This window comes from Paralimibaculum aggregatum (assembly GCF_030270585.1).
GTDB lineage: Bacteria > Pseudomonadota > Alphaproteobacteria > Rhodobacterales > Rhodobacteraceae > Thermohalobaculum > Thermohalobaculum aggregatum.
Genome location: NZ_BSYI01000003.1, coordinates 125929 through 150729 on the forward strand (window position 1 = coordinate 125929; position 24801 = coordinate 150729).

General features: G+C 71.5%; 21 protein-coding genes and 1 pseudogene. 8 read left to right on the forward strand and 14 right to left on the reverse strand.

Annotated elements, in window-relative coordinates:
- Nucleotides 1-17 precede the first annotated feature (17 nt).
- Both QSJ97_RS02800 and QSJ97_RS02805 read left to right on the forward strand, forming a co-directional pair.
- A complete protein-coding gene (locus QSJ97_RS02800) occupies nt 18-1151 on the forward strand; it encodes a trypsin-like serine peptidase (protein WP_285670021.1) in 1134 nt (377 codons plus the stop codon).
- A 184-nt stretch (nt 1152-1335) separates the two neighbouring features.
- On the forward strand, nt 1336-1827 hold the full coding sequence (locus QSJ97_RS02805; RefSeq protein WP_285670022.1) for a DoxX family membrane protein: 492 nt from the start codon (nt 1336-1338) through the stop codon (nt 1825-1827).
- 81 nt (nt 1828-1908) lie between these two features.
- Here the strand turns inward: QSJ97_RS02805 and tsf are convergent, their stop codons facing one another.
- Together tsf and rpsB are read right to left on the reverse strand one after the other, a co-directional pair.
- Entirely contained in the window at nt 1909-2802 is an 894-nt protein-coding gene (tsf, locus tag QSJ97_RS02810) for a translation elongation factor Ts (RefSeq protein WP_285670023.1), read from the reverse strand.
- Between the two features lie 164 nt (nt 2803-2966).
- Nucleotides 2967-3806 (reverse strand): 30S ribosomal protein S2, encoded by an 840-nt coding sequence (rpsB, locus tag QSJ97_RS02815; RefSeq protein WP_285670024.1) that lies wholly within the window; start codon nt 3804-3806, stop codon nt 2967-2969.
- A 253-nt stretch (nt 3807-4059) separates the two neighbouring features.
- Here rpsB and QSJ97_RS02820 point away from each other — a divergent pair.
- Nucleotides 4060-4810, forward strand: a pseudogene (locus QSJ97_RS02820) (SDR family oxidoreductase).
- Between the two features lie 177 nt (nt 4811-4987).
- Here the strand turns inward: QSJ97_RS02820 and pepN are convergent.
- Both pepN and QSJ97_RS02830 read right to left on the reverse strand, forming a co-directional pair.
- Nucleotides 4988-7699, reverse strand: a complete 2712-nt coding sequence (gene pepN, locus QSJ97_RS02825) for an aminopeptidase N (RefSeq protein WP_285670025.1) — start codon at nt 7697-7699, stop codon at nt 4988-4990.
- 96 nt (nt 7700-7795) lie between these two features.
- Nucleotides 7796-8281, reverse strand: coding sequence for a hypothetical protein (locus QSJ97_RS02830; protein WP_285670026.1), 486 nt, complete (start codon nt 8279-8281; stop codon nt 7796-7798).
- Between the two features lie 225 nt (nt 8282-8506).
- Between QSJ97_RS02830 and QSJ97_RS02835 the strand changes: the two genes are divergently transcribed.
- Nucleotides 8507-10198 carry an ArnT family glycosyltransferase gene (locus tag QSJ97_RS02835; protein ID WP_285670027.1) on the forward strand — a complete coding sequence of 564 codons (1692 nt, stop codon included), beginning with the start codon at nt 8507-8509 and terminating at the stop codon, nt 10196-10198.
- 188 nt (nt 10199-10386) lie between these two features.
- Complete coding sequence (locus QSJ97_RS02840; RefSeq protein ID WP_285670028.1) at nt 10387-10812, forward strand: c-type cytochrome; 426 nt, start codon at nt 10387-10389, stop codon at nt 10810-10812.
- 6 nt (nt 10813-10818) lie between these two features.
- Here the strand turns inward: QSJ97_RS02840 and QSJ97_RS02845 are convergent, their stop codons facing one another.
- From QSJ97_RS02845 to QSJ97_RS02885, 9 genes are all read right to left on the reverse strand, one after another.
- Nucleotides 10819-11334, reverse strand: coding sequence for a macro domain-containing protein (locus QSJ97_RS02845; RefSeq protein WP_285670029.1), 516 nt, complete (start codon nt 11332-11334; stop codon nt 10819-10821).
- Between the two features lie 15 nt (nt 11335-11349).
- The gene (locus QSJ97_RS02850; protein ID WP_285670030.1) at nt 11350-11877 is read right to left on the reverse strand and encodes a lysozyme inhibitor LprI family protein; all 528 of its coding nucleotides are present in this window, start codon (nt 11875-11877) and stop codon (nt 11350-11352) included.
- A gap of 76 nt (nt 11878-11953) precedes the next feature.
- Nucleotides 11954-12595 (reverse strand): TetR/AcrR family transcriptional regulator, encoded by a 642-nt coding sequence (locus QSJ97_RS02855; RefSeq protein WP_285670031.1) that lies wholly within the window; start codon nt 12593-12595, stop codon nt 11954-11956.
- 305 nt (nt 12596-12900) lie between these two features.
- Nucleotides 12901-13320, reverse strand: coding sequence for a hypothetical protein (locus QSJ97_RS02860; RefSeq protein ID WP_285670032.1), 420 nt, complete (start codon nt 13318-13320; stop codon nt 12901-12903).
- 556 nt (nt 13321-13876) lie between these two features.
- The gene (locus tag QSJ97_RS02865; protein ID WP_285670033.1) at nt 13877-15970 is read right to left on the reverse strand and encodes a dipeptide ABC transporter ATP-binding protein; all 2094 of its coding nucleotides are present in this window, start codon (nt 15968-15970) and stop codon (nt 13877-13879) included.
- 104 nt (nt 15971-16074) lie between these two features.
- Nucleotides 16075-17295, reverse strand: a complete 1221-nt coding sequence (locus QSJ97_RS02870; RefSeq protein ID WP_285670034.1) for an ABC transporter permease — start codon at nt 17293-17295, stop codon at nt 16075-16077.
- A 13-nt stretch (nt 17296-17308) separates the two neighbouring features.
- On the reverse strand, nt 17309-18244 hold the full coding sequence (locus QSJ97_RS02875; RefSeq protein WP_285670035.1) for an ABC transporter permease: 936 nt from the start codon (nt 18242-18244) through the stop codon (nt 17309-17311).
- 123 nt (nt 18245-18367) lie between these two features.
- Nucleotides 18368-20011 carry an ABC transporter substrate-binding protein gene (locus QSJ97_RS02880; protein ID WP_285670036.1) on the reverse strand — a complete coding sequence of 548 codons (1644 nt, stop codon included), beginning with the start codon at nt 20009-20011 and terminating at the stop codon, nt 18368-18370.
- Nucleotides 20012-20200: 189 nt separating this feature from the next.
- Nucleotides 20201-20947 (reverse strand): GntR family transcriptional regulator, encoded by a 747-nt coding sequence (locus QSJ97_RS02885; protein WP_285670037.1) that lies wholly within the window; start codon nt 20945-20947, stop codon nt 20201-20203.
- Nucleotides 20948-21049: 102 nt separating this feature from the next.
- Between QSJ97_RS02885 and QSJ97_RS02890 the strand changes: the two genes are divergently transcribed.
- From QSJ97_RS02890 to QSJ97_RS02900, 3 genes are read left to right on the forward strand one after another with little or no spacing between them, the layout of a single operon-like run.
- A complete protein-coding gene (locus QSJ97_RS02890) occupies nt 21050-21346 on the forward strand; it encodes a UxaA family hydrolase (protein ID WP_285670038.1) in 297 nt (98 codons plus the stop codon).
- 1 nt (nt 21347) lies between these two features.
- Nucleotides 21348-22529: a UxaA family hydrolase gene (locus QSJ97_RS02895; protein ID WP_285670039.1), complete on the forward strand. Its 1182-nt coding sequence runs from the start codon at nt 21348-21350 to the stop codon at nt 22527-22529.
- Nucleotides 22526-23542 (forward strand): Ldh family oxidoreductase, encoded by a 1017-nt coding sequence (locus tag QSJ97_RS02900; RefSeq protein ID WP_285670040.1) that lies wholly within the window; start codon nt 22526-22528, stop codon nt 23540-23542. Before QSJ97_RS02895 ends, QSJ97_RS02900 begins: the two co-directional genes overlap by 4 nt.
- 42 nt (nt 23543-23584) lie before the next feature.
- Here the strand turns inward: QSJ97_RS02900 and QSJ97_RS02905 are convergent, their stop codons facing one another.
- The gene (locus QSJ97_RS02905; protein ID WP_285670041.1) at nt 23585-24793 is read right to left on the reverse strand and encodes a glycosyltransferase family 4 protein; all 1209 of its coding nucleotides are present in this window, start codon (nt 24791-24793) and stop codon (nt 23585-23587) included.
- Between the last annotated feature and the right edge of the window lie 8 nt (nt 24794-24801).

The window sequence follows — 24801 nt, forward strand, 5'->3', positions numbered from 1 at the left end:
TGATGAGGAGACCGCGCATGACCCGCCCCGCTTCGCGCCGCCTGTCCGCCGCGCTCGCCCTTGCCGTCGCCGCCGGCCTCGCCGTGCCCGCCGCGGCGCAGTCGCTGCCGGGGGTCGAGGGCTTCCTCGCCGCGCCGAAACGGGCGGCGCCGATGCCCGAGGGCCGCTTCCGCCTCGCGCCCCGGGGCGATCCCTCGCGCCGCGCCGAGGCGGTGCAGGGCGAGGCCAATTTCGTGCGCATCGCCAGCCTGCCGGAGGCGGACCCGAACCGCGCGCTCAGCGCCATGGTCGGGCAGATCTGGGTGCGGCGGGGCGAGAGCTTCGCGCCGCTCTGTTCGGGCTTCCTGGTGGGGCCGGACCTGTTCATGACCAATTTCCACTGCGTCGCCGACATGGCCTCGCTGCAGCCGACCGACCCGCGCAGCCTGATGATCGCCATGGCGCATCTCGCCGAGGGCGATGTGGGCGGTGCCGAGACGGTGAGCCCGGTGCTCGGCGTGAAGAAGATGGACTACGAGCTCGACTATGCGCTGATCGCGCTGGAGCGCCGCCTCGGCGACCGGTTCGGCTGGCTGGCGCTGGAGACCGACCGGGCGGCGATCGGCCGGGCGCAGGCGGTGAAGATCATCCAGCATCCCGATGGCCGGCCGAAGGAGATCGTGCTCGAGGACACCGAAATGGTGCAGCAGGACGCGCTCTTCATGCACTACATGGCCGATACCGAGGGCGGCTCCTCGGGCTCACCGGTGTTCGAGCTGGCCGGCGAGCGGGTGATCGGGCTGCACCATGTCGGCACGCGGAGCTACAACGAGGGCGTGCGCATGGCGCGGATCGCCGAGGAGGTGGCGCTCTACCTGCCGGAGACCGCGGGCGCGCCGGCCGCGGCGCCGGCACCGGCGGCCGTGGCCGCGGTGCAGCCGGCCGCCGCCGGGGCAGGTGCCGCGGGCACGGTGCTCGAGCTTCTGCGGGCGCCGCCGCCGCCGCTGACCGAGGCGGAACGGGCGGAGCCGCTGAGCCTCGGCCTGCCGCCGGCCGCGGGCGCCGGCGCCGGCCAGCCGGAAGCGGCGGGGCAGGGTGCCGCCGGCGGGGAGCAGAATTTCGGCATAGGCGGCGGCGGCCAGTCCGGCACCGTGAAGCTCAATTTCGACTGAGGCGCGGCCGTCCGCAGGCCCCACCCACCCCAGAGAGGACGGCGCCCGGCATCGCCTGCGGGGAAGCCCCCCGGCCTGCGGACGGCCGCGCCTTCGCTCCGCCGCCAGCCCTCTCATGGATGTGACGGCGCCCGGCGGCCGCTGTTGCTAGGCTGCCGCGGCGCGGCAATGGGGGGAGGGGCGGATGACGACCGGCGGCTGGGAGACCTCGGAGCGGGCGCAGCGGCTCTGCCTGCTGGCGCTCCGGGTGACGACGGGTTTCCTGCTGGTCTGGTTCGGGCTCAGCAAGGTGGTGACGGCCAGCCCGCCCCTCTTCCTGAAGCGCAGCGTCGAGCTCGGCCCCGACCTGGCGCAGGCGGTCGGTGTCGCGGCGGGGTCGGCGGAGGCGGTGATCGGCGTGCTCTGCGTGCTCGGGCTCTGGCGCCGCCTCGTGCTGCCGCTGCAGGCGCTGATCAACGGCTTCACCGCGGCGGCGGTCTGGTGGGCGATCCTCGATCCGTTCCGCTGGTACATCACCGGGGTGGACCGGATCGTCTTCAACTCGCATGTGTTCTACCCGGCGAGCATCACTTTTGCCGCCTGCCTCGTGCTGATCGCGTTTCGCGAGCACGATGCCTATGCGCTCGACAGGCTGCGCCGCCGGGCCGCGGCGCCTGCATTGCCCGGGGGGACATGAAAAACGCCCCGGCCGCTGGGGCCGGGGCGCTCGGTGTCTCGCGGCGGCTATGTGACCGCGCCGGAGTGACTGCGCCGGGGCTCAGCCGCCGAGGGTCTTGGCGACCTCGGCCGCGAAGTCCTCCTCTTCCTTCTCGATGCCCTCGCCGACCTCGAGCCGGACAAAGCCCGTCACCGTGGCGCCGGGGGCGGCTTCGGCGACCGCCTTCTCGACGGTGAGATCGGGGTTGATCACGAAGGCCTGCTTGAGGAGGCAGACCTCCTGGTAGAACTTGTTCATGCGGCCGACGATCATCTTCTCGATGACGTTGTCGGGCTTGCCGGACTCGCGGGCCTGGTCGGTGAGCACCTGCTTCTCGCGCTCGACGAGGGCCGGATCGAGATCGGCGACGTCGAGGGCGGCCGGGTTGGTCGCCGCGACATGCATCGCGACCTGCTTGCCGATCGCCTCGGCGGCGGCGGCATCGGCGCCGGAGATGCCGACCAGCACGCCGATCTTGCCCATGCCGGGGGCGGCGGCGTTGTGCACATAGGCGGCAACCGCGTCGGCCTCGAGCCGGGCCATCCGGCGCAGGGTCATGTTCTCGCCGACGGTCGCGACCTTGTCGGTGACGGTCTCGCCCACGGTCTTGCCCTCGAGCGGGGCCGCGGCCAGCGCCTCGATGTCGGCGACACCGAGCGCGGCGCGGGCGATGCCGCCGACCATCGACTGGAACTCGGCGTTGCGCGCGACGAAATCGGTCTCGGAGTTGACCTCGACCGCGACGCCGGTGCCGCCCTGCACGGCGACCGCAACCAGGCCCTCCGCCGCGGTGCGGCCGGATTTCTTCGCCGCCTTGGCGAGGCCCTTCTTGCGCAGCAGGTCGACCGCCGCCTCCATGTCGCCCTCGGTCTCGGTCAGCGCCTTCTTGGCGTCCATCATGCCGACGCCCGTCTTCTCGCGCAGCTCTTTCACCTGGCTCGCACTGATCGCCATCGCTCGCTCTCCATATTGTCTCGTGCCCGGGGGCCGGCCTTGCCGCCGCGCCGCGCTCCGGCACCGCCTCGTATCGCAGTTATGTGACGCGGACGCGACAGCCGGGAAACCCCGCTGCCGCGCCGCCGCATCGCTGTCCGGCCGTGGCGGCCGGATCTGGCCGATCAGCCGGCCGTCGCCGTGTCGCTGCCGGCCTCGGGGGTGCCGAGATCCTCGGGGGTCGGGTTCTCCGCCGCGCCCGGATCGACCGCCGCGCCGAGGTCTTCCTCCATCGGCAGATCCTCGAGCTCGCCGAGATCGAAGCCGGCGGCGCCCATCTGGCTCGCCATGCCGTCGATCACCGCGCGGGCGGTCAGGTCGCAATAGAGCGCGATGGCCCGCGCCGCGTCGTCGTTGCCCGGGATCGGGAACTGGATGCCCTCGGGGTCGGAGTTGCTGTCGAGGATCGCCACCACCGGGATGCCCAGCTTGTTCGCCTCGGCGATGGCGAGGGCCTCCTTGTTGGTGTCGATCACGAAGAGCATGTCCGGCAGGCCGCCCATCTCGCGGATGCCGCCGAGCGCGAGCTGCAGCTTGGTGCGCTCGCGGTCGAGGTTGAGCCGCTCCTTCTTGGTGAAGCCCGAGGCGCCGTCGTCGAGCCGCGTGTCGAGGTCGCGCAGACGGTTGATCGAGTTCGAGACGGTCTTCCAGTTGGTCAGCGTGCCGCCGAGCCAGCGGTGGTTCATGTAGTACTGCGCGCAGCGCTGCGCGGCATCGGCCAGCGGCTGCTGCGCCTGGCGCTTGGTGCCGACGAAGAGGATCCGCCCGCCGCGTGCCGCGACCTCGCGCATCGCGTTCAGCGCGGCATCGAGCAGCGGCACGGTCTGCGTCAGGTCGATGATGTGGATGCCGTTGCGGTCGCCGTAGATGAACTCGCCCATCTTCGGGTTCCAGCGGTGGGTCTGGTGGCCAAAATGCACGCCGGCTTCGAGCAGCTGACGGAGGTTGACGTCGGGCAGCGCCATGTGTCGGTTCCTTTCCGGTTTCACCTGGGCAGGGCTCAGGGCATGCGCCCAACCGGTGGACCTCCGGGGATGTCTCCCCCGACCGGCCCGACCCTGCCTGTGGATATGTGGCGGTGCCCTTACACGCTGCGCCGGCCGCTGGCAAGGGGCGGCGCAGCATTCGGGCGCAACTTCTGGGCGCAGGAAGCGGGTCGCGGCGCCGCCAGGGGCCGCGCAGTCTGCCGGCGAACAGGCACGGCAGAGGAGCATGGCCATGGAGTTCGACGGCAAGGTGGTGATCGTGACCGGGGCGAGCAGCGGCATCGGGGCGGCCAGCGCCCGGCGGCTGGCCGGCGCCGGGGCGCGGCTGGTGCTGGGGGCGCGGCGCGCCGACCGGCTGGCGGCGCTGGCGGCGGAGATCCGGGCGGGCGGCGGCGCCGCGGTCGCGGTGCCGGGGGATGTGCGCGAGGCGGCCCATGCGGCGGCGCTGGTGGCGGCGGCGGAGGCCGAGTTCGGCGGCCTCGACGCGGCGTTCAACAATGCCGGGACCACCGGCGCGCTCGGCCCGGTGCCGGCGATGGCGGAGGGCACCTGGGACACGGTGCTGGCGGTCAACCTCACCGCCGCCTTCCACGCCGCGAAGGCGCAGATCCCGGCGCTGGCGGCGCGCGGCCGGGGCGCTGCTGTTCACCGGCTCCTTCGTCGGGCACGGCGTCGGGCTGCCGGGGATGGGCGCCTATGCGGCGGCCAAGGCCGGGCTCGTCGGGCTGGTGCAGGTGCTCGCCGCCGAGCATGGCCGGCAGGGCATCCGGGTGAACGCGCTGCTGCCCGGCGGCACGCGCACGGCGATGGCCGGCACCGATCCGGCGGTGCTGGAGCGCGTCGCCGGGCTGCACGCGCTGGGCCGGATCGCCGAGCCGGCGGAGATCGCCGAGGCCGCCGCCTTCCTGCTCTCGGAGCGGGCGAGCTTCGTCACCGGCGCGGCGGTGCTGGCCGATGGCGGCAACTCGGTCTTCAAGGGCTGAGCGGGGCGCTTCGCTGCGGGAGGCCCTGGCGGGCCGCCCTGCGCTCCGCGCGAAAGCCCCGCCCCCACCCCCGGCCGCCCGCCGCGCTGCGCGCGCCGATGCGGCGGGGGCGGGCCTCTGCCGTTCCGAGCTCATGGCGGACCGGGGCCCGGTCCGCTGGGCCCGTGCCGGGACGGATCAGCCGCCGCGCATGCGCTCGACGATCTCGCGGGTGTTCTTCGAGAGGCCGGGGGTCGCGGCCATGCGGTCGAGCTCGGCGCGGATCAGGCGCTGGCGGTCGGGCGTGTAGCGGCGCCAGCTCTCGAAGGCGCCGGCGAGGCGCGCGGTGGTCTGCGGGTTGACCGGGTCGAGCCGCAGCAGCCAGTCGGTCACCAGCCGGTAGCCGGCGCCGTCGGCGGCGTGGAAGCCGCGCGGATTGGCCATGGCGAAGGCGCCGATCAGGCTGCGGAAGCGGTTGGGGTTCTTCCAGTCGAAGGCCGGGTGCGCGGCGAGCGCGGCGATCCGGCCGGCGGCGCCGTCGAGCGGGGCGGTGGCCTGCACCGTGAACCACTTGTCGACGACCTGGGCATCGCCCTGGAACCGGGCGTGAAACGCCGCGAGACGCGGGGCGGCGCCGGGCAGGTCGTGATGCGCCAGCACGGTGAGCGCGGCCATCCGGTCGGTCATGTTGTTGGCGGTGTCGAACTGCGCCTCGGCGGCTTCCGCCGCCTCCGGGCTGCCGGCTGCGGCGCGCAGGTCGAGGCAGCGGTTGCGCAGTGCGCGGCGGCCGGCGGCCGCGGCATCGGGGCTGTAGGGGCCCGAGCCGGCGAGCGCCGCGCAGGTCTCGGCGAGCGGCCCGGCGAGGCGGCTGCCGAGGGCGGCACGCATGGCGCTCCGGGCGGCGTGGATCGCCTCCGGATCGGCGAGGCCGCCGGCGCCGGCGATCTCCCCGGCGATCTCGTCGGCGCCCGGCAGGGTCAGGGCGCGGGACCGGAAGGCCGGGTCGAGCCCGGCATCGGTCAGCAGGCGCCCGAGGGCATCGGTCCAGGCCTCGGGGATCGCCGCATCCTCGCGGATCGCGGCCAGCGCGACGTCGAGGGCATAGCGGTGACCGGCCTCCCAGCGGGCGAAGGGATCGGTGTCATGGGCCAGCAGCAGCGCCCGGTCCGCCGCCGTCATCCGCTGGCGGAAGATCGCCGGTGCCGAGAAGCCGCGGGCGACGGAGAGCACCGCCGGCCCGTCCGCGGGGGCGTTGCCCTCCGGCGCCGGGGCGGGCTCGGGCAGCGGCTCGGCCGTGCCGGCGGCGGGCGCGATCCGCCAGCTCTGCCGCGCCTCGGTCAGCTCGAGCAGCGTGGTGGGCAGCATCTCCGCCCCGTCGCGCCCGATCAGCCCGATGGCGACCGGGATCACCAGCGGCGCCTTCTCCGCCTGGCCCGGGGTCGGCGGGGTCTCCTGCGCCAGCGTCAGCACCAGCGTCTCGCCCTCCCAAGCCTCCTCGACGGTGACCCGCGGCGTGCCGGCCTGGCTCCACCAGCGGGCAAACTGGGTGAGGTCGCGCCCGCAGGCATCCTCGAAGCAGGCGCGGAACTGCTCGATGGTGCAGGCCTGACCGTCATGCCGCTCGAAATAGAGGTCGAGCGCGGCGCGGTAGCCCTCCGGTCCGACGAGGCGGGCCAGCATGCCGATCACCTCCGCGCCCTTCTCGTAGACCGTGGCGGTATAGAAGTTGTTGATCTCGACGTATTCCTCGGGCCGCACCGGATGCGCCAGCGGGCCCTGGTCCTCGGGGAACTGCGCCGCGCGGAGCGCCACCACATCGGCGATGCGCTGTACCGGCTCGGAGCGCATGTCGGCGGAGAAGCGCTGGTCGCGATAGACCGTCAGCCCCTCCTTCAGGCAGAGCTGGAACCAGTCGCGGCAGGTGATGCGGTTGCCGGTCCAGTTGTGGAAATACTCGTGCGCGACGATCGACTCGATGCGCTCGTAGTCCTGGTCGGTCGCGGTCTCGGGGCTCGCCAGCACGTATTTGGCGTTGAAGATGTTGAGCCCCTTGTTCTCCATCGCGCCCATGTTGAAATCGTCCACCGCGACGATCTGGAAGATGTCGAGATCGTACTCGCGGCCATGGGTCTCCTCGTCCCAGCGCATCGAGCGCTTGAGGGCATCCATGGCATAGGCGCATTTCGCCTCGTCGCCGGGGCGGACCCAGATGGCCAGCTCGACATCCCGCCCGGAGGCGGTGGTGAAGCGGTCGCGATGCGCCACCAGGTCGCCGGCGACCAGCGCGAAGAGATAGGCCGGCTTGGGGTGCGGGTCGTGCCAGACCGCGACGCGGCGGCGGGTGCCGCCGGTCACCACCAGCTCGCTGGTGCCGCCGCCGGTCACCGGGTTGCCGTTGGAGAGCAGGACGGGGATCTCCTCCGGCGCCTCGATGCGCACCTCGAAGGGCGCCATCACGTCGGGCCGGTCGGGGTAGAAGGTGATCTTGCGGAAGCCCTCGGCCTCGCACTGGGTACAGTACATGCCCTTCGAGATGTAGAGCCCCTCGAGCGCGGTGTTGGCGGCTGGGTCGATCTCGGTCTCGCAGCGCCAGGTGAAGCGCTCCCCCGGCAGGTGCGCGGCGGCGACCGTGAGGCCCTCGCCGTCGATCGCCACCGCGTCGTCGGCCAGCGGCGTGCCGTCGATCTTCGCGCCGCGCCAGATCAGGCTGCGCCCGTCGAGGCGGAGATCCGCCGGGCCTTCCGCGGCGCGCTCGGGATTGCGGCGGAACTCGATCTCGGCGGTGACGCGGGTCGCGGTCGGGTCGAGCTCGAACTCCAGCCGCACCCGGTCCACCAGCCAGTACGGCGGGCGGTAGTCGGCGAGGCGGGTGGGGGTCTGCCGGGGGTCGGTATCGGTGCGGTGGCGCAAGGGTGTCTCCTGTGCAGGGCCCCCGCATCCAGCCCATGCGCCCCGCCCCCGTCAAGACCGCACAAGGCCTCGGGGGGGGGGCGCCGGCGCGGCCGGTCAGTGCCGGCGCCCGGCCTCCTCGATCAGGCTGCCGACGATGGCGCCGATGACGACGCCGACGCGCACGGCATCCGCCTCCGGGGAATGGCCGTAGCGGTCGTCACGGCGATCCTGCCGGCCGTGATGCCCGTCCTGGCGGCGGTCGTCGCGCCTGTCGAGATTGCCGCCGGGCCCCTGCCGGGTGCCGCGGCCGCGCTCGTCGATCCATACCTTGCGGACCGCGCCGGAGCGGGTGGTGTTGCAGGCGAAGCGGTCGTTGGCGCCGCGCCGCTCGACGATCACGCCGGTGACGCGGAAGCCGCTGCCCTGGCGCGCGGCGGCGACATCGCGCAGCCGGCGCGCGCCGGTCTCCGCCTTCACCGCCTGGATGCAGGCGCGTTGGGCGCGGTCATGCGGCGCCGCCTCGGCCGCGGAGGGCAGTGCCAGCACCGGCAGCGCGAGGGCGGCGGTCAGGGTGACGATCTGTCGGGTGAGCCGTTTCATGGCAGTCTCCTTTGGTTCGTCCACGTCAAACGGGATGCGCGGTCGGTCCCGCCGCGCAACCGGGATAAAGTTTTGCTAACGGTGCGCTCGCGTTTTCGCGAGGCGGGGTTGCGGCCATCCGGCAGCGCTGTCGCGGAGCCGAGAAGCGGCCTTTTGCACCGCCGCGGGATGGCGTATCAGGGGCCCGCGGCGGAGGGGGTTTCCGCCGGCTTGGAGGGGGCTCGGATGGCGGGTGCGGCAGGCTCGGACGATGGCGAGACAGGCTCGGGCCGGGCCGGGGCGCAGCCGGGCGCGGAGGCCCCCGAGGCGCCGAAGCCGAAGACCAGGGCAAAGCCGAAGCCCGCGGCGCCGAAAGCCGGCCAGACGGGCGCCGCAAAGCCGAAGCCCGCCAAGCCGAAGGCCAAGGCCAAGGCGCCCCGCGGCGCCAGGGCGAAGGCGGCGGCCGCGGCGGCCGAGCGTGCGCGCTGGGGCTGGTGGGCGCTGGCGCTGGTGCTCGGCGTCACGGCGCTGCGGGTCGGGCTGCTGGCGCTCGACCTGATCCCGCCGCATTTCGACGAGGGGCAGTACTGGGCCTATGGCCAGGAGCTCGCCTGGGGGTATTTCTCCAAGCCGCCGGGGGTCGGCGCGCTGATCCGGCTGAGCACCGAGCTCTTCGGGCAGGGCGGGCTGGGCCTACGCCTCGCCAGCCCGCTGGCGCACGGGCTGATCGGCTGGCTGCTGTTTGCCACCGCGCGGCGGATCTGGGACGGGCGCACCGGCTTCTGGGCGGCGGCGGCCTATCTCGCGGCGCCCGGGGTCACGGTCTCGGCGCTGATCGTCTCGACCGACCCGCCGATGATGGCGGCCTGGGCGGCGGCGCTCTATGCGCTGGTGCGGGCCGGCGAGCCGGGCGCCTCGAAGCTCTGGTGGGCGGTGCTGGGCCTCGCTCTCGGCCTCGGCGGGCTGGCGAAATACACCGCCGTCGCCTTCGCCATCGGCGGGCTCGGCTACGGGCTCTTCTCGGCGCGCGGGCGGGATCTCGCGGGGGTGGCGATCGCCGCCGGCGTGGCCTTCCTGGTGCTGCTGCCCAACATCCTCTGGAACGCGGAGAACGGTTTCGCCACCGTCAGCCATGTCGCCGAGGATGCCGATCCGGGCGATGGCTACGGCAATCCCGGGGCGCTGGCGGAGTTCCTCGGCGCGCAGCTCGGGGTGATCGGGCCGGTGATCTTCCTCGGCATCCTCGCGGCCTTCTGGAACCGGCGGCAATGGCTGGACGACTGGGGCATGCGGCTGATGGCCTGGCAGACCGCGGGGCTGCTCCTGCCGATCGCGGTGCTGGCCTTCACGACGCGGGCGCAGCCGAACTGGGCGGCGCCGGCCTATCTCGCCGGGACCGTGCTGGCGGTCCGCTTCCTGCTCGAGGCCGGGCGGCGACGGCTCCTGCTCGGCGGCCAGCTCGGGCTCGGCGCGCTGGCGGCGGCGGCGATGGTGGGGCTCGCCGCGCTCTATGGCGCGCGCGGGCCGGAGCTGCCGCGCTGGGGCGACCCGTTCAAGAAGGTGCGCATCGGCCCGCCGTTCTGCGAGCTGGCGCTCGGGGCGATGGCCGAGGAGGGCGCCGAGGCGCTGCTCGCCACCGACCGCCGGCGGCTCTCGGAATGCATGGTGCTCGGCGGGCTCGGCTGGGACCGGATCGCCGTCTGGAACCCGGACCTGCTGCCGGCGAACCATCACGAGATGGTGGCGACGCTGCAGCCGGGCGACGACCGCCGTCTGCTCCTCGCGGTGCTGAACCCGGCGGCGGCGGGCGCGATCGCGGCCCGTTTCGACGAGGCGATCGAGGTGGATGCCGGGCGCTTCGCCACCCATGGCGACCGCCAGTATTCCTATGCGCTCTGGGTGGTGCAGGGCTTCCGGGGCTACGACACGACCTATTGAGAGGCCGGCCGCCCCGCGGCCGGCGGCCTTCAAGCCACCCGCCCGAAGCGGGTGCCGCCCCCCTGATCCGCGCGGGGGACGGTCCCGCACCCGCCCGGCGGGCCCCCGGCATTGACGGGTGTCAAGGCCGCGCGGCGGGCCGCTGTGCCAGTCTGCTCCCAGCCACCCACAGCCAGGGAGAGAGATCCATGCCCGTCCTTCGCCACATCGCGCCGGCGCTCGCGCTCGCTGCAACCGTCGCCGCGCCGGCACTCGCCGCGGAGATCGACGGCGCCCATGAATACGCCGTGCGCTGTGCCATCTGCCACGGTCTCGAGGGCCGCGGCGACGGTCCCTACGAGCTCTATCTCAAGGTCAAGCCGGCGGATCTGACCGTGCTCGCCATCGACAATCGCGGGCGCTTTCCCTTCGAGGACATCTACCGGGTGATCGACGGGCGCACCGAGCTGCTCGCCCACGGGCCGCGGGAGATGCCGATCTGGGGCTACGAGTATCGCCGGCTGGAGAACCGCCAGAGCGATGCCGATCGCGGCGGCGCCTCGGCCGAGACCGTGGTGAGCCAGAAGATCCTCGCGCTGATCGAGCACATCCGGGCGATGCAGCGCGCCGAATAGGCGGTTTCAGCCCTGCTGCCCGGCCAGCGCGGCGCGGAGCGGGGCCGCCGCCGCCGCGTCGAAGGCGCAGAGCACCACCAGCGCGATGCCGGGATGCTGCGCCAGGCTCCCGGCAACCGTGGCCACCGCGACCCGTGCCGCCGCCTCCGGCGGATAGCCGAAGATGCCGGTGGAGATCGCCGGAAAGGCGATCGAGGCGAGCCCTTCCTCCGCCGCCAGGTTCAGCGCGTTGCGGTAGCATCCGGCAAGCAGCGCGGCCTCGCCCGAGCCGCCGCCATGCCAGACCGGCCCGACCGCATGGATCACGCGGCGCGCCGGCAGCCGATGCCCGCCGGTGATCCGCGCCTCGCCGGTGGGGCAGCCGCCGAGCCGCGCGCAGTCTGCCGCCAGCCCCGGCCCGGCGGCGCGGTGGATCGCCCCGCAGACCCCGCCCCCCGGCGCCAGCGCGGTATTGGCCGCGTTGACGATGGCATCGACGTCGAGGGTGGTGATGTCGGCGACCCGGATCTCGATGCGGCCCATGGCAGGTCTCCCCGGTCAGCGCTCGCCATCGGTCAGCCGGGCGCGCAGCAGCAGCGTGCGCTCGCCCGTCATCTGCATGAAGCAGGCGGCATGGACCACGCGGCCATGGCTGCCGATGCCCCATTCCGCGGCCTGGTTCATGCACTCCGCCTCGCGCCAGGCGAGCCAGGCCCGCTGCGCCGTCAGCAGGGTTTCGGCATAGGAGGGCAGGGTCATGCCCTCCACCGCCTGGTCCTCGTCGATGCGTTTCGCCAGCGCGCGGAGCTTCGGCCAGTCGGCATTCAGGATCACGTCCCAGGCAAGCTGCTCGCGGTGGAGGCAGGCGGTCATGCCGATGGTGGTGCCGCCCTCCGGGGTGCCCATGCAGGGCTCCGAGATGCTGCCGATGCAGCGCGCCTCGGCCTCGGCGAACGCCGGCAGATGCGCCGCGGTGCAGGCCTCGAGCGCCGCGACATCGCCGGGCTCGGCCTCCTCCGGCATCCAGCTCCAGGCCGGAGCGGCCGGGAACACCAGGGCGGCGAGGAGAAGGGCGGTGCGGATCATCGGTGGCTCCTCTTGCGGCGTGCCCGGACGGCGTGCCCGGCCGGGGCGCTCGGACGGCGTGCTCGAACGGCGGCGCTCAGGCCGGGGCGGAGGTGGTCTCGGGCCCGCTCGCGCGCTCCTGCGGCGCGAGGCCCACCATGCCGGCGACCAGGCGCCAGTAGATCGCCTCGACTTCCGACGGGGTCAGCGGCCCGCTCTTGCGATACCAGGTGGTGAGCCCGGTGAGCATGGCGATCACTGCTCGGGCGGTCACCCGCGGCGCCGGCGCGGCGAGGCTGCCCTCGCGCCGCCCGGCCTCGAGAATTGCCGCCAGGTCGCTCTCGTAGCTGCGCCGCAGCCCCTCGATGCGGTCGAAATTGTCCGGCGTCAGGCTGCGCAGCTCCATGTAGCTGAGGAACACGCCCTCGGCGCGCGGCAGGTGGTGGCGGATATGGAAGCGCGTGAAGCATTCCAGCCGTTCCGGCGCCGGGCGCGCGGCGGGCAGGCGGGCCTGCTCCCACGATGTCAGCAGGTCGAGCATGTGGCGCTCGAGCAGCCCCATCAGGATCGCCTGCTTGTTTGGGAAGTAGCGGTAGATCGCGGCGGCGCCGAGGCCGACCTCCTCGGCCAGCCGGCGCATCGAGAGCGCCTCGTAGCCGCAGCGTGCGATCAGTTTCAGCGCCGCGTCGCGGATCGCCGCCTCGGTCTTCTCGCCCTGTGAGCCGGCTCGCCTGGCCATGCGCGTCTCCCTCAGAGCGCGAGCCTAGGTGAACGCATGTTCAATTCCAAGCCGGAATTGCGCATGACCGGCCGGGGTCGGGGGGCCGGGGGAGCAGGTGCTGAGCCGCGGCGAGACCCCCGCGGCCCGGCCCGGCTCACTCGGCGCTGGGGGTGATCGGTCCGACCTCGAGGCTCTGCAGCCGCAGGCCATGGGCCGTGCCTTCCTCGTTGATCGCGAAACAGGCGATCTCGGCCGAGAGCGCCGCCTCGACGATGCCGGCCTCGCTGTCGACCTCGAGATCTCGGCATCGACGCCGAGGTTCATCAGATTGCCCGCGCGGAGCCCTTCGATGATCGCCGGGGCCATCCGCGGCTCAGCGACCTGCTGCCGATCTGCAGGTCCAGTGAGGCCCCTGTGGCGCGCCTGCAGCTGGTCTCGCTGCCGGCGGTGAGGCGGCCGATCGCGGTCTCCGAGCCGATCTGGAAGGCGTTGGCCTCGACGGTCGGGAAGCCCATGATGCCGGCGGCGGCGGGGCTGTCGGCCAGCAGCCGGGCCAGCACCGCGCTGGCATTGGCATCGGCGTCGAGCGCGGCGATCTCGCCCGCGGTGGTGGCGGCCGTGTCGGGTTTCGGCATGCCGCGGGTCTTGGCCTCGGCCTCGACGCCGGGGAGCGCGGCGACAAGCGTAAGCGCAGCGGTTCCGGTGAGCAGTGCGCGCCGGGCGATGGTGCGGGTGAACGCCATGATGTGTCCTTCCTCGGGCAATCTGCGAAGAAGCGTGGTCGCGGGCGACCGCGGCACGCCGCAGCGAGGCACGCGGCGAGACCGCTTCATGTCATTCCAACAGATCTTGGATGATCTGGCGCCGGCGTGACGCCGCGTTTCTGCGCCCGCCACCGCGTGCGGCAACGTCGCAGGAGGCTCGATCACCCGGAGAGGGCAACCCGTGTGATTGAACCGTCTGTCCTCACATCCCTTCGGCCGTGCCGCCGCGTGCGTCAGGCCCGACCGGCTGCATCCCGGTCTCGAGCGGCTGCAGCATCCCGCTGGCGGCCGCGATCGCGGCGAAGACCACGACGGGCAGGGGCGGCAGGCCTGGCTCCCGCAGCGCTGTGCGGAGCGGCTGGCGGCACCGGCTGCGCGGCATGCCGGTCGTCGACACGGAGACGCTGGCGCGATCTCTGCCGAAATGTCGGCGCGCGCGGGCCGCAACCTTACATGCAACGCCCGGCGCCGCCGGGAACACCGGCGGCCCGAACGCAGCCTTCGCGAGCGCCCGCGACGCAGGTGCGCGCAGCCGTCACTCGGCGGCGGGGGCTTCCTCGAGGGTGATCACCGGCTCCATGGCGTTGAGCTTCTCCGTGGAGAGGTGGCAGGAGATCACGTGACCCTCGCCCATCTCGCGGCGCGGCAGCGGCTTCTCGCAGGTGCCCGGCATGAAGTAGCCGCAGCGGGTCTGGAACGGGCAGCCCTGCGGCCGGTTGAGCGGCGAGGGCAGCTCGCCCTCGAGCACCACGTGGCGCTTCTTCACATGGGTGTCGGCCACCGGCACGGCAGAGAGCAGCGCCTCGGTATAGGGGTGATAGGGCGGCGAGAAGATGTCCTCGGTGCGGCCCTGCTCCATGATCTCGCCGAGATACATCACCACCACGCGGTCGGAGAGATAGCGCACCACGCCGAGATCGTGGGAGATGAAGAGCATCGTCGTGCGGCTCTCGCGCTGGATGTCGGTGAGCAGCTTGGTGACCGCCGCCTGCACCGAGACGTCGAGCGCGGAGACCGGCTCGTCGGCCACCACGAGGCGCGGGCGCCCGGCAAAGGCGCGGGCGATGCCGATGCGCTGCTTCTGCCCGCCGGAGAGCTGGCGCGGCATCCGGGTGGCGAACTCGCGCGGCAGCTTCACCAGGTCGAGCAGCTCCAGCATCTTCTCCCAGCGCTCGGCACCGTTGGCGCCGATCTCGAAGATCTCGAGCACCCGGCAGATCTGGTCGCCGATGGTCATCGAGGGGTTGAGCGTGTCGAACGGGTTCTGGAACACCATCTGCACCTGGCTGACGGTGGAAGGCCCGCGGCTCTCCACCGGCAGATGCGCGAGATCCATGTTGCCGAGGGTGATCTCGCCCTCGGTGGCGGTCTCGAGCCCCATCAGCACCTTCGCGAAGGTGGACTTGCCGCAGCCCGACTCGCCGACGATGGCGACCGTCTCTGCCTCCCTGGCGTCGAAGGTGAGGCTCTCGTTGGCCTTCACCGTGCGCCGGTCGCCGCCGCCGAACATGCCGGTGGAGACCGAGTAGTGCTTCTTGAGGTTGTCGACCGAGAGCACCACGTCGCCGAGCTCGATCGGCTCGGCGATCTCGGCATCGGCGGCATCGGCCTGCCAGTCGATCTCGTCGATGCGCACGCAGCGCGAGCGGTGCCGGTCGCCGAGATCGGCCATCCTGATCAGCCCGGCATCGCATTTCGTCTCGAAATGCGGGCAGCGCGGGCCGAAATTGCAGCCCCGGGGCCGCTCGTGCGGCAGCGGCAGCTGGCCCGGGATCGCCACCAGCGGGCGCGAATACTTGTCGGCCCCGGGCACCGGGATCGAGCGCAGCAGGCCCTTGGTGTAGGGGTGGCGCATCTTGTTGAACACGGTCTCGATGTCGCCCTCCTCGACCGCCTCGCCGGAATACATCACGGTGATGCGGTCGCAGGTCTCGAGGATCAGCCCGAGATTGTGGCTGACGAAGACCATGGAGGTGCCCATCTCGCGGGCCAGTTCCTTGATCAGCTCGACGATGCCGGCCTCGACGGTGACGTCGAGCGCGGTTGTCGGCTCGTCGAGCAGCAGGAGCTGCGGGCGCGAGAGCAGCGCCATGGCGATCACGATCCGCTGCTGCTGGCCGCCCGAGAGCTGGTGCGGATAGGCGCCCATGATCCGGTCCGGGTCGGGCAGGCGGACGGCGGCGACCATCTCGGCGGCGCGCTGGCGGGCTTCCTCCTCCGAGATCGCCTCGTGGATGGTCAGCACCTCGGTGAGCTGCTGGCCGACCTTCATCGCCGGGTTCAGCGAGGCCATCGGCTCCTGGTAGACCATGGAGATCTTGGAGCCGCGGAGCTGGCGCAGCTCCTCCTCGGACATCGCCGCCATGTCGCGGCCCATGAACTTGATGGAGCCGGACTTGATGCGCCCGTTGTTGCCGAGATAGCGCATGATGCCGAGCGAGACGGTGGACTTGCCGCAGCCGGACTCGCCGACCAGCCCCATGGTCTCGCCGGGCATCACCTTCATCGAGAAGTCCATCACCGCGGGGATCTCGCCCTTGCGGGTGTAGAAGGAGATATTGAGGTCCTCGATCTCGAGGATCGGGGTGGTGCCCTGCCGGGCCTCGGTCTGCTCGAGCGTCGCGGTCATCGCGGTCTCCTTCCTGTCTGGCGTCCCCGCCCGGCGCCGGGCTCGACGCGCGCCCCGCCCGCCCACCCGCGCGCGCCGATCCCGGCGCCGGGCGGGGACGGGTCTCAGTCCTTCAGGCTCTCTTCGCGCAGGCCGTCGGCCATCAGGTTGAGGCCCAGCACCAGCAGCATCAGCGCCAGCGCCGGGAACAGCGCCATGTGCGCGGTCGAGGCGAGGCGGACGAACTGCCGGCCGTGGTTGATCATCGAGCCCCAGTCCGGGCTCTCCGGCTCGAGCCCGAGGCCGAAGAAGCCGAGCGTGCCGAGCAGGATCGTGGTGTAGCCGATGCGCAGGCACGCATCGACGATCAGCGGCCCGCGGGCATTGGGCAGGATCTCCCAGAGCATGATGTACCAGGGCCGCTCGCCGCGGGTCTGCGCCGCCGCCACGTAGTCGCGCGTCTTGATGTCCATGGTGAGGCCGCGGACGATGCGGAAGACGCCGGGCGAGGAGGCGAAGACCACGGCGGCGAAGACGTTGAGCTCGTTCGGGTCGAGCGCGAGGTTGAGCGGGATCTCGCCGATCTTCGGCTCCCAGCCGAAGGCGATGCCGAAATAGATCCAGAAGCCGACGAGCGCCGTGATCCCGCCATAGGTCAGCAGCCTGGTCCGGTTCTTCTCGTATTTCGTGAACCACATGATGGTGAGGAACAGGATCGGGAAGAGGAAGAAGAAGGCGGCCATCGCCCGCGGGATCGACCAGCCCACCCCCATCCAGCCGAGCAGCCAGGTGTCGTATTGCAGGGCGCGGATCTCCGGTGTCACCAGCAGGTAGAACAGCAGGATCACCGGGAAGGCGAGCACGAGGTTGGCCACGAAGGAGAGCACGCTGTCGATCCAGCCGCCGTTGTAGCCGGCCGGAAGCCCCAGGGTGATCCCGACCATGTAGGCGATCAGGGTCGCGGCGGGGGCAATGATCAGCACCACCCGGGAGCCGTAGACCACCCGGGAGAAGACGTCGCGCCCCAGGTTGTCGCCGCCCCAGAGGAAGGCGATGCCCGATTGCGGGTCGATGCCGCCGGGCTGCGCCTTCTTCATCAGGAAGGCCACCTCGCGCGCCTCGAGCACCGCGATCATGTCGGCAAACAGCGCGGTGAAGACCCAGAACAGCACCAGCGTGATGCCGGCCAGCCCCACGGGGGAGCCGTAGAGCCGGCCGAAGGTCGAGAGCCGGTCGCGGACGAACCAGCCGCCGACCAGGGTGACCGCCAGCGCGATCCAGACCGGAATGAACCGGCTCAGGCTCTCGGCGATGATGCCGCCGGTGGTGAGGTATTCGAGCTCCATGTCCGGGTCTCCCTCAGCGCACGCGGATGCGGGGGTTGAGATAGGCGTAGCCGATATCGGAGATGAGCTGCGTCAGCAGCACCACCACCACGGCGACGCAGGAGCAGGCGAGCAGGAGATCGATGTCGTTGTTCTCCGCCGCGCGCACGAGCAGCCAGCCGAAGCCCTTGTAGTTGAACATCGCCTCGACGATGACGACGCCGGTCAGCAGCCAGGGGAACTGCAGCATGATCACCGTGAAGGGGGCGATCAGCGCGTTCCTGAGCGCGTGCTTCAGCACCACCTGGCGGAAGGCCATGCCCTTGAGCCGGGCGGTGCGGATATACTGGCTGGTCATCACCTCGGCCATCGAGGCCCGGGTCATGCGTGCGATGTATCCCATGCCGTAGATCGACATGGTGAGCACCGGCAGGGTGAAGTTCTCGAAGGTGATCTCGCGGGTCGAGGCGATGCCCTTGAACCAGCCCAGGGTCGAGGCGAAGATCACCGTGAACAGGATGCCGGTGACGTATTCCGGCGCCGATGTCGATGTTATCGAGGCCACCGACAAACTTCGGTCGAGCGTCGAACCCTCGCGCATCCCTGCCAGCACGCCGATGATCAGCGCGCCGGGCACCATCACCAGCATCACCCAGAACATCAGGATGCCGGTATAGCCGAGGCGCTCGGGCATCACCTCCTCGACCGGCTTCTGGAAGCGCAGGCTGTCGCCCATGTCGCCCTGGACGAAATTGACCAGCCAGCTGCCGTATTGCTCGAGGAAGGGCTCGCGGTAGCCGTTGCGCTCGAGCCAGCTCTCGACCTCCGCATCGGTCATGCGCATCGAGCCCTGGGTCTTGGCGATCTTCTCGAGATTGGGGTCGAGATTGACCATGTAGAAGACGACGAGGGTCAGGCAGACCATCGAGAGCGCGATCACGCCAAGGCGCTTGAGGATGAAGATCAGCATGCGATGCCCCCTGGAGAGCGGCCGTTTGGCTTCTTATCGGCTGTCGGCCCGTCCCCCGTCTGCGGCCCGGCGGTGGGGCGGGGCGGGCGGCCGCGCGGGCCGCCCGCCATCATGCCGGCGCGCTCAGCTCTCGATCCAGACGTTCTCGAGATGGTGCTCGAAGGCCTGGTGCTGCTCGAAATTGTGCACCCAGGGATGCTGGTGGCGGTAGAGGCTGCGCCAGTAGGGCTGGATGATGACGCCGCTGTCCTGCAGGATCTTCTCGACCTTGGCCATCACCTCGCGGCGGGCGTCCGGGTCGGCGATGCCCATGGCCTTGGTCAGTTCGGCGTCGAACTCCGGATCGGAATAGGAGCTCTCGTTCCAGGCCTCGCCGGAGCGGTAGGCCAGCGCCAGCACCTGCACGCCGAGCGGGCGGCCGTTCCAGTTGGTGGTGGAGAAGGGATACTTCGTCCAGTCGTTCCAGAAGGTCGCGCCGGGGATCACGGTGCGCTTCACGTTCATGCCGGCATCGCGCATCTGCGCGGCGATGGCATCGGTGGTGGCGCGGCGCCAGTCGTCGTCGATCGAGATCAGCTCGAACTCGTGATCGGTCTGGCCGGCCTCGGCGAGCAGGCGCTGGGCCTCCTCGACATTGCGGCTGATCGGCGGCAGCTCGGCATATTCGATATGCATCGGGCCGACATGGTGGTTCTCCGCCGGGGCGCCGCGGTTGTCGTAGCCGAGCGCGAGCGTGATCGCGTTGTCGCAGGCGAGCTGCGCGGCGCGGCGCACGCGCACGTCGTCATAGGGCGCCACGGTGACGTTGAAGCGCGCGACGATGGTGCCGCCGGTGGTGATGTCGCTCTTCTCGAGGCCGACGGCGTCGAGCTGGTCGATCGAGTCCGCCAGCGTCTGGTGGTTGCAGTCCACCTCCTCGGACTCGAGCGCGGCGATCATCGCGGTCGGGTCGGTGCCGTGGTCGATCCACTCGACGCGGTCGAGATGGACATCGCCGTTCCAGTAGTTCTCGCGCTTCACCGCGACGGCGCGCACGCCGGCCTGCCACTCGGTGATCTCGAAGGGGCCGGTGCCGATGTTGAACTGGCTGAGCAGGTCGCCCGAGGGGTCGAAGCTGCGATGCACGATCGAGGCCGGATAGTCGGACATGCCCGGGATGATGGTGATGTCGGGGCTCAGCAGGGTGAGCTTGACGGTGTGGTCGTCGACCATGGTGATCGCGCCCTCGCGGGCCATGCCGGTTTCGGCGTCGATCAGGGCCGCCATGCGGCCGGCCATCGAGTTGCCCTCGGCGCCCTTCTCGCACCAGCGGTTGAGGTTGAACACCACGTCCTCGGCGGTGAAATCGTCGCCGTTCGACCACTTGACGCCCTGGCGCACGTTCAGCGTGAACTCGGTGGCGTCGTCATTGGCCTCCCAGCTCTCGAGCAGCCAGGGGGAGAAGGTGAAATCGCGGTTCCAGCGGATGAGATATTCGAGGCTCTGCCGCGCCACGTTGCCCATTTCCGACCAGTCGAAGCTGCGCGGGTCCTTGAGCTCCTTGACCTCCATCGAGATGCGCAGCGTGCCGCCCTTCTGCGCCTCGTCGGCGCGCGCCGCGCCGGGAAGGGCGAAGCCGCCGAGTGCGGCGGCGCCGGCCGCGGTGACGCCCACGCCCATCATCGAGGCAAGATACTCGCGCCGGTTCATCTCGCCGCGCCGCAACGTCTCGACGAACTGCTCCGCCATCGGATGCAGTTTGCGATCGGTCATCATAAGCTTGGACATCTTCGTCTCCCAGCCCTGTCAGGATTCAGGTTTTCTTGTCGCCCCGAGCGAAACATGCCGAGCGCGGCCGGGCAAGAAAAATTCCGGCGACAGAGGGAGCGTTTCCGCCGGTTTCAAGCATGAATCCGCCAGCCGGCGACAGCTTGTGTCGCAGGCCTCGTTGCAGCGGCTCGCAGCAGTTCGTTGGCGCTACTTGCTGAGATCGACCCGATAGGCGATGCCGGCGGTCAGATAGAGGCTTCGACGCAGTTCCACGGGCTCGCCCGAGAGGTTGCGCGCGACGCGGGCGGCGCAGAGCAGCGGCGCGCCCTCGGCCACCGAAAGCGCCGCGGCGGCCTCCGCATCCGCGGGTTCGGCGGTCAGATCGTCGCGGGCTGCAACTACCGACTGCCGGAAGGCGCTTTCGTAGAAGGGATAGAGCGAGTTCGGCAGCGGCCGGTGCGCGCCTAGCTCGGGAAACCGCGCCACCGGCAGCACCATCCGCTCGAGCGACACCGCCCGCCCGGCATGGCCGCGGCAGCGGGTGAGGCGCCAGACCCGCGGCTCCGCAAGCGCCAGCTCCTCCACCTCTGCCGGGGTCGCGGTGTCCTCCGCCAGCGCCTCGGAGAGCGGCTCGGGAATCACCCGCTCGCCGCCGGTGTCCCAGAGCCGCAGGAAGGCATAGACCGCGGCCTCGTCGGTGGTCCGCGCAACGCGGGTGCCGCGGCCCGGGCGGCGCTCCACCAGCCCCTGCGCCTCGAGCGCGGCCAGCGCCTTTCGCAGCGTGCCGTGGCTCACGCCGAACTCTTCGGCCAGCCGCGGCTCGTTGGGCAGGCGGGCACCCGGCGGCCATCGTCCGTCGGCAATGCGGGCGCGCATCGCCTCCTCGGCCCGCTTGTAGAGGGGCAGGGCGACCAGCCGCGCATCCTCCGGCCCGCTCGCGTCGGTCTCGCTCATCGAATGCTCCGATCCGCTCTGTTGTCTCTTGCCATTGGTCCGACTCGCCGATACATGTACAAGATATCTTATATCACAACTCTGGAAAGGGAAGGAGGCCCGATGACCTCATCATCCGTGCCCCAGCTCCTCGTGCACGACCGCAAGGACAATTGCGGCGTCGTGGTCGTCGAGGGACTGACCGCCGGGACCGACATGCTCTGCGTCGTGACCGAGGACAATTCTGAGTTCCGCCTGACCGCGAAGGACGACATCCCGATCGGCCACAAGGTCGCGCTAGACGACCTGAAGGTGGGCGACACGGCGACCAAGTATGGCGAGGACATCGGCAAGATCGTCGCGCCGGTGGCCAAGGGCGGCCATCTCCACACCCAGAACCTCAAAACCAAGCGGTGGTGACATGGCTTTCGATGCAAGCAACGTGACGGTCAATGCCTGGCGCCGCGAGAACGGCCGCGTGGGCGTGCGCAACCATGTCCTGATCCTGCCGGTGGACGACATCTCCAACGCCGCCGCCGAGGGCGTCTCGCGCCTGATCCAGGGCACCATCGCGATCCCGCACTCCTATGGCCGGTTGCAGTTCGGCGAGGATCTCGAGCTGCATTTCCGCACCATCATCGGCACCGGGGCCAACCCCAACGTCGCCGCGGTGGTGGTGATCGGCATCGAGCCGGGCTGGACCAAGATCATCGCCGACGGCATCCGCAAGACCGGCAAGCCGGTGGCGGAGTTCTCGATCGAGCAGAACGGCGATCTCGAGACCATCCGCGCCGCCTCGTGGAAGGCCAAGGAGTTCGTGCACTGGGCCACCGAGCTGCAGAAGGAGCCGTGCCCGCTCACCGATCTCTGGGTCTCGACCAAATGCGGCGAGAGCGACACCACCACCGGGCTGTCCTCCTGCCCGACGGTCGGCAACATGTATGACAAGCTGATCCCGCACGGCCTCACCGGCTGCTTCGGCGAGACCTCGGAGATCACCGGCGCCGAGCACATCTGCAAGTCGCGCGCCGCGACCCCCGAGGCCGGCGAGAAGTTCATGAAGATCTTCCAGGCCTACCAGGACGAGGTGATCGAGCCGAACAAGACCTCCGATCTCTCGGACAGCCAGCCGACCAAGGGCAACATCCTCGGCGGGCTGACCACGATCGAGGAGAAGGCGCTCGGCAACCTCGAGAAGATCGGCCGGACCAGCACCTATATCGACGCGCTCGGCCCGGCAGAGGCGCCGGAGCAGGGCCCGGGGCTCTACTTCATGGACACCAGCTCGGCGGCGGCGGAATGCGTCACGCTGATGGCGGCGGCGGGCTACGTGATCCACACCTTCCCGACCGGCCAGGGCAACGTGGTCGGCCATCCGATCGTCCCGGTCATCAAGATCTCGGGCAACCCGCGGACGCTGCGCACGATGTCGGAGCATATCGATGTCGACGTCACCGGCGTGCTGACCCGCGAGATGACCATCGACCAGGCGGGCGATGCGCTGATCGAGATGATCACCCGCACCGCCAACGGCCGCAACACCGCGGCGGAGACCCTCGGCCATCGGGAGTTCTCGATGACCAAGCTCTACCGCTCGGCGTGACGGAGGCGGAAAACGGCGGCGAGCGGCTCACGCTCGCCGCGGCCGAGGATCTGGTCGCGGCCGCGCTCGAGGCCAGTCGCACCGGCGCCGCGCAGGCCCGGGCGGTGGCGCGGGCGCTGGTCGCGGCCGAGGCCGAGGGGCAGGGCGGGCACGGGCTCGCCCGGGTCTCGTCCTATGCGGCGCAGGCCCGGGCCGGCAAGGTCGACGGCTTTGCCGAGCCCGCGGCCGAGATGGTGCGACCGGGCTTCCTCTCGGTGGATGCCGGCACCGGCTTCGCCTATCCCGCGCTCGATCTCGCGCGGGAGAAGCTGGCCGCGATGGCAGCGGCGCAGGGCATCGCCGCCGCGGCGATCCGGCGCTCGCATCATTGCGGCTCGCTCGGTCTGCAGGTCGGGGCGCTGGCCGAGGCCGGGCTGATGGCGCTGATGGTGGCCAACACGCCGAAGGCGATGGCGCCCTGGGGCGGCGGCACGGCGCTGTTCGGCACCAATCCGATAGCCTTCGCGGCGCCGCTGGCCGGCGCGGCGCCCATCGTGATCGACCTCTCCCTTTCGGAGGTCGCCCGCGGCAAGGTGATGGCGGCGGCCAAGGCCGGGCGCGAGATCCCCGAGGGCTGGGCGCTCGATGCCGAGGGCCGGCCCACCACCGACCCGAAGGCGGCGCTGGCCGGCACCATGTTGCCGGCGGGCGGCGCCAAGGGCGCGGCGCTGGCGCTGATGGTCGAGCTTCTCGCGGGCGCGCTCGCCGGGCCGTCGCTCAGCTTCGAGGCGAGCAGCTTCCTCGATGCCGAGGGGGCGGCGCCGGCGGCGGGCCAGCTCCTGATCGCGATCGATCCGGGCTGCGGCGACGCCGTGGCGGCGCGGGTCACCCGCCTGGCCGAGGCCATCGAGGCCGATCCCGGCGCGCGCCTGCCGGGCCGCCGCGGGCTCGCCGCGCGGCAGAAGGCGGCGGCCGAGGGGCTCGCGGTGCCGGCGCATCTCCTCACCGAGATCCGCGCGCTTGCGGCCGGCTGAGAGGCCCGCACCAACAGGGTCCCGGAGACGATCCGGGGCCCTCTATCCTGCCGCGGAAAGGCCTCGGTAGAGCGCCTCGAGCCGGTCCGCCAGCAGGTCCCAGTCATAGCGCTCCCCGGCAAGCTGCCGGCCTGCGGTCACCAGCCGGGCGGCCAGCGCGGGCTCCCGGTGCAGCCGGATCACCGCCGCCGCCTGGTCCGCGGCGGGCCCGGCCAGCAGCAGCGTCTGGCCATCGGCCACCGCCAGCCCCTCGGCGCCCAGCGGCGTGCTGACCACGGGCCGCCCGAATGCCATCGCCTCGATGATCTTGTGCCGCGTGCCGCCGCCGGCGCGCAGCGGCACGACCACGGCGCTCGCGGCTTCGTAGAGCGGGCGGATCTCGGCCGGGTCGACGACGATCTCGACGCCGGCGGTGTCGATCCCGTCCATCAGGTCCGGCGGCGGCGAGCGCCCGGCAACCGTGAACACCGCCCCGGGGAGGGCGGTGCGCACAGCCGGCAGCACATCCGCCGCGAAATGCCGCGCCGCGTCGATGTTGGGCAGATAGACCATGTTGCCGACGAAGAGCAGCCGCGGCGGCCCCGGCCGCGGCGGCGCCAGCATCGCATCCCCGAATTCGACGCCGTTCGGCACCGGTTCGATCCGCCCGCGCGCGCCGATCGCCCGCAGCGCCTCCGCATCCGCCTCGGAGCAGGTGACCGAAAGGTCGAACCGGTTGGCCCACTCCGCCTCCCAGCGCTGCATCAGGAGCGCCTTGGCCCGCTCGGCGGCGCGGCGCCGCCAGGGCCCGGGCAGGGCGGCGATGCGGCCATGCTGGAGCGCGCCGACATTGTGCAGCGACAGCACCGTGGCGATCTCCGGCGCCCGCCGCACCGCCTCGACATAGGGCGCCAGCAGGGAATGCTCGATCTGCAGGATGTCGGGCCGGGATTCCGCGATCATCGCGCGAAGCCGCGCCTCGACCGGAGCATAGACGTAGTGGGCCGTGGCCAGCGGCCGGCGCTTGGCCAGGTGCCGCGCCAGATGCGCCGCGAGCCCGGCCGGCCCGAGCGCCGGGCGCACCATCGCCTCCGCCGAGGCGCAGATACCGCCCATCGCGGCGATGTCGGACGGGTCGGGCGCCGTCTCGCAGAAGGCCAGCAGCCGGACCTCGTGGCGCGCCGCGATCCGCCGGATCAGCGCGAAATCGCGGATCTGCCCGCCGGTGACGGGCGGACAGGGCAGGTCGCGTGTCAGATGGAGAATGCGCATCGGGGCGC

Coding starts and splice junctions, on each gene's coding strand:
- QSJ97_RS02875 (WP_285670035.1), bottom strand. CDS start 18,244: ATGCTGATCTTCATCCTCAAGCGCCTTGGCGTGATCGCGCTCTCGATG.
- QSJ97_RS02855 (WP_285670031.1), bottom strand. CDS start 12,595: ATGGCCAGGCGAGCCGGCTCACAGGGCGAGAAGACCGAGGCGGCGATC.
- QSJ97_RS02840 (WP_285670028.1), top strand. CDS start 10,387: ATGCCCGTCCTTCGCCACATCGCGCCGGCGCTCGCGCTCGCTGCAACC.
- QSJ97_RS02830 (WP_285670026.1), bottom strand. CDS start 8,281: ATGAAACGGCTCACCCGACAGATCGTCACCCTGACCGCCGCCCTCGCG.
- QSJ97_RS02800 (WP_285670021.1), top strand. CDS start 18: ATGACCCGCCCCGCTTCGCGCCGCCTGTCCGCCGCGCTCGCCCTTGCC.
- QSJ97_RS02895 (WP_285670039.1), top strand. CDS start 21,348: ATGGCTTTCGATGCAAGCAACGTGACGGTCAATGCCTGGCGCCGCGAG.
- QSJ97_RS02870 (WP_285670034.1), bottom strand. CDS start 17,295: ATGGAGCTCGAATACCTCACCACCGGCGGCATCATCGCCGAGAGCCTG.
- QSJ97_RS02845 (WP_285670029.1), bottom strand. CDS start 11,334: ATGGGCCGCATCGAGATCCGGGTCGCCGACATCACCACCCTCGACGTC.
- rpsB (WP_285670024.1), bottom strand. CDS start 3,806: ATGGCGCTGCCCGACGTCAACCTCCGTCAGCTGCTCGAAGCCGGCGTG.
- QSJ97_RS02835 (WP_285670027.1), top strand. CDS start 8,507: ATGGCGGGTGCGGCAGGCTCGGACGATGGCGAGACAGGCTCGGGCCGG.
- QSJ97_RS02880 (WP_285670036.1), bottom strand. CDS start 20,011: ATGTCCAAGCTTATGATGACCGATCGCAAACTGCATCCGATGGCGGAG.
- QSJ97_RS02885 (WP_285670037.1), bottom strand. CDS start 20,947: ATGAGCGAGACCGACGCGAGCGGGCCGGAGGATGCGCGGCTGGTCGCC.
- QSJ97_RS02860 (WP_285670032.1), bottom strand. CDS start 13,320: ATGGCGTTCACCCGCACCATCGCCCGGCGCGCACTGCTCACCGGAACC.
- QSJ97_RS02850 (WP_285670030.1), bottom strand. CDS start 11,877: ATGATCCGCACCGCCCTTCTCCTCGCCGCCCTGGTGTTCCCGGCCGCT.
- QSJ97_RS02905 (WP_285670041.1), bottom strand. CDS start 24,793: ATGCGCATTCTCCATCTGACACGCGACCTGCCCTGTCCGCCCGTCACC.
- QSJ97_RS02805 (WP_285670022.1), top strand. CDS start 1,336: ATGACGACCGGCGGCTGGGAGACCTCGGAGCGGGCGCAGCGGCTCTGC.
- QSJ97_RS02890 (WP_285670038.1), top strand. CDS start 21,050: ATGACCTCATCATCCGTGCCCCAGCTCCTCGTGCACGACCGCAAGGAC.
- tsf (WP_285670023.1), bottom strand. CDS start 2,802: ATGGCGATCAGTGCGAGCCAGGTGAAAGAGCTGCGCGAGAAGACGGGC.
- QSJ97_RS02865 (WP_285670033.1), bottom strand. CDS start 15,970: ATGACCGCGACGCTCGAGCAGACCGAGGCCCGGCAGGGCACCACCCCG.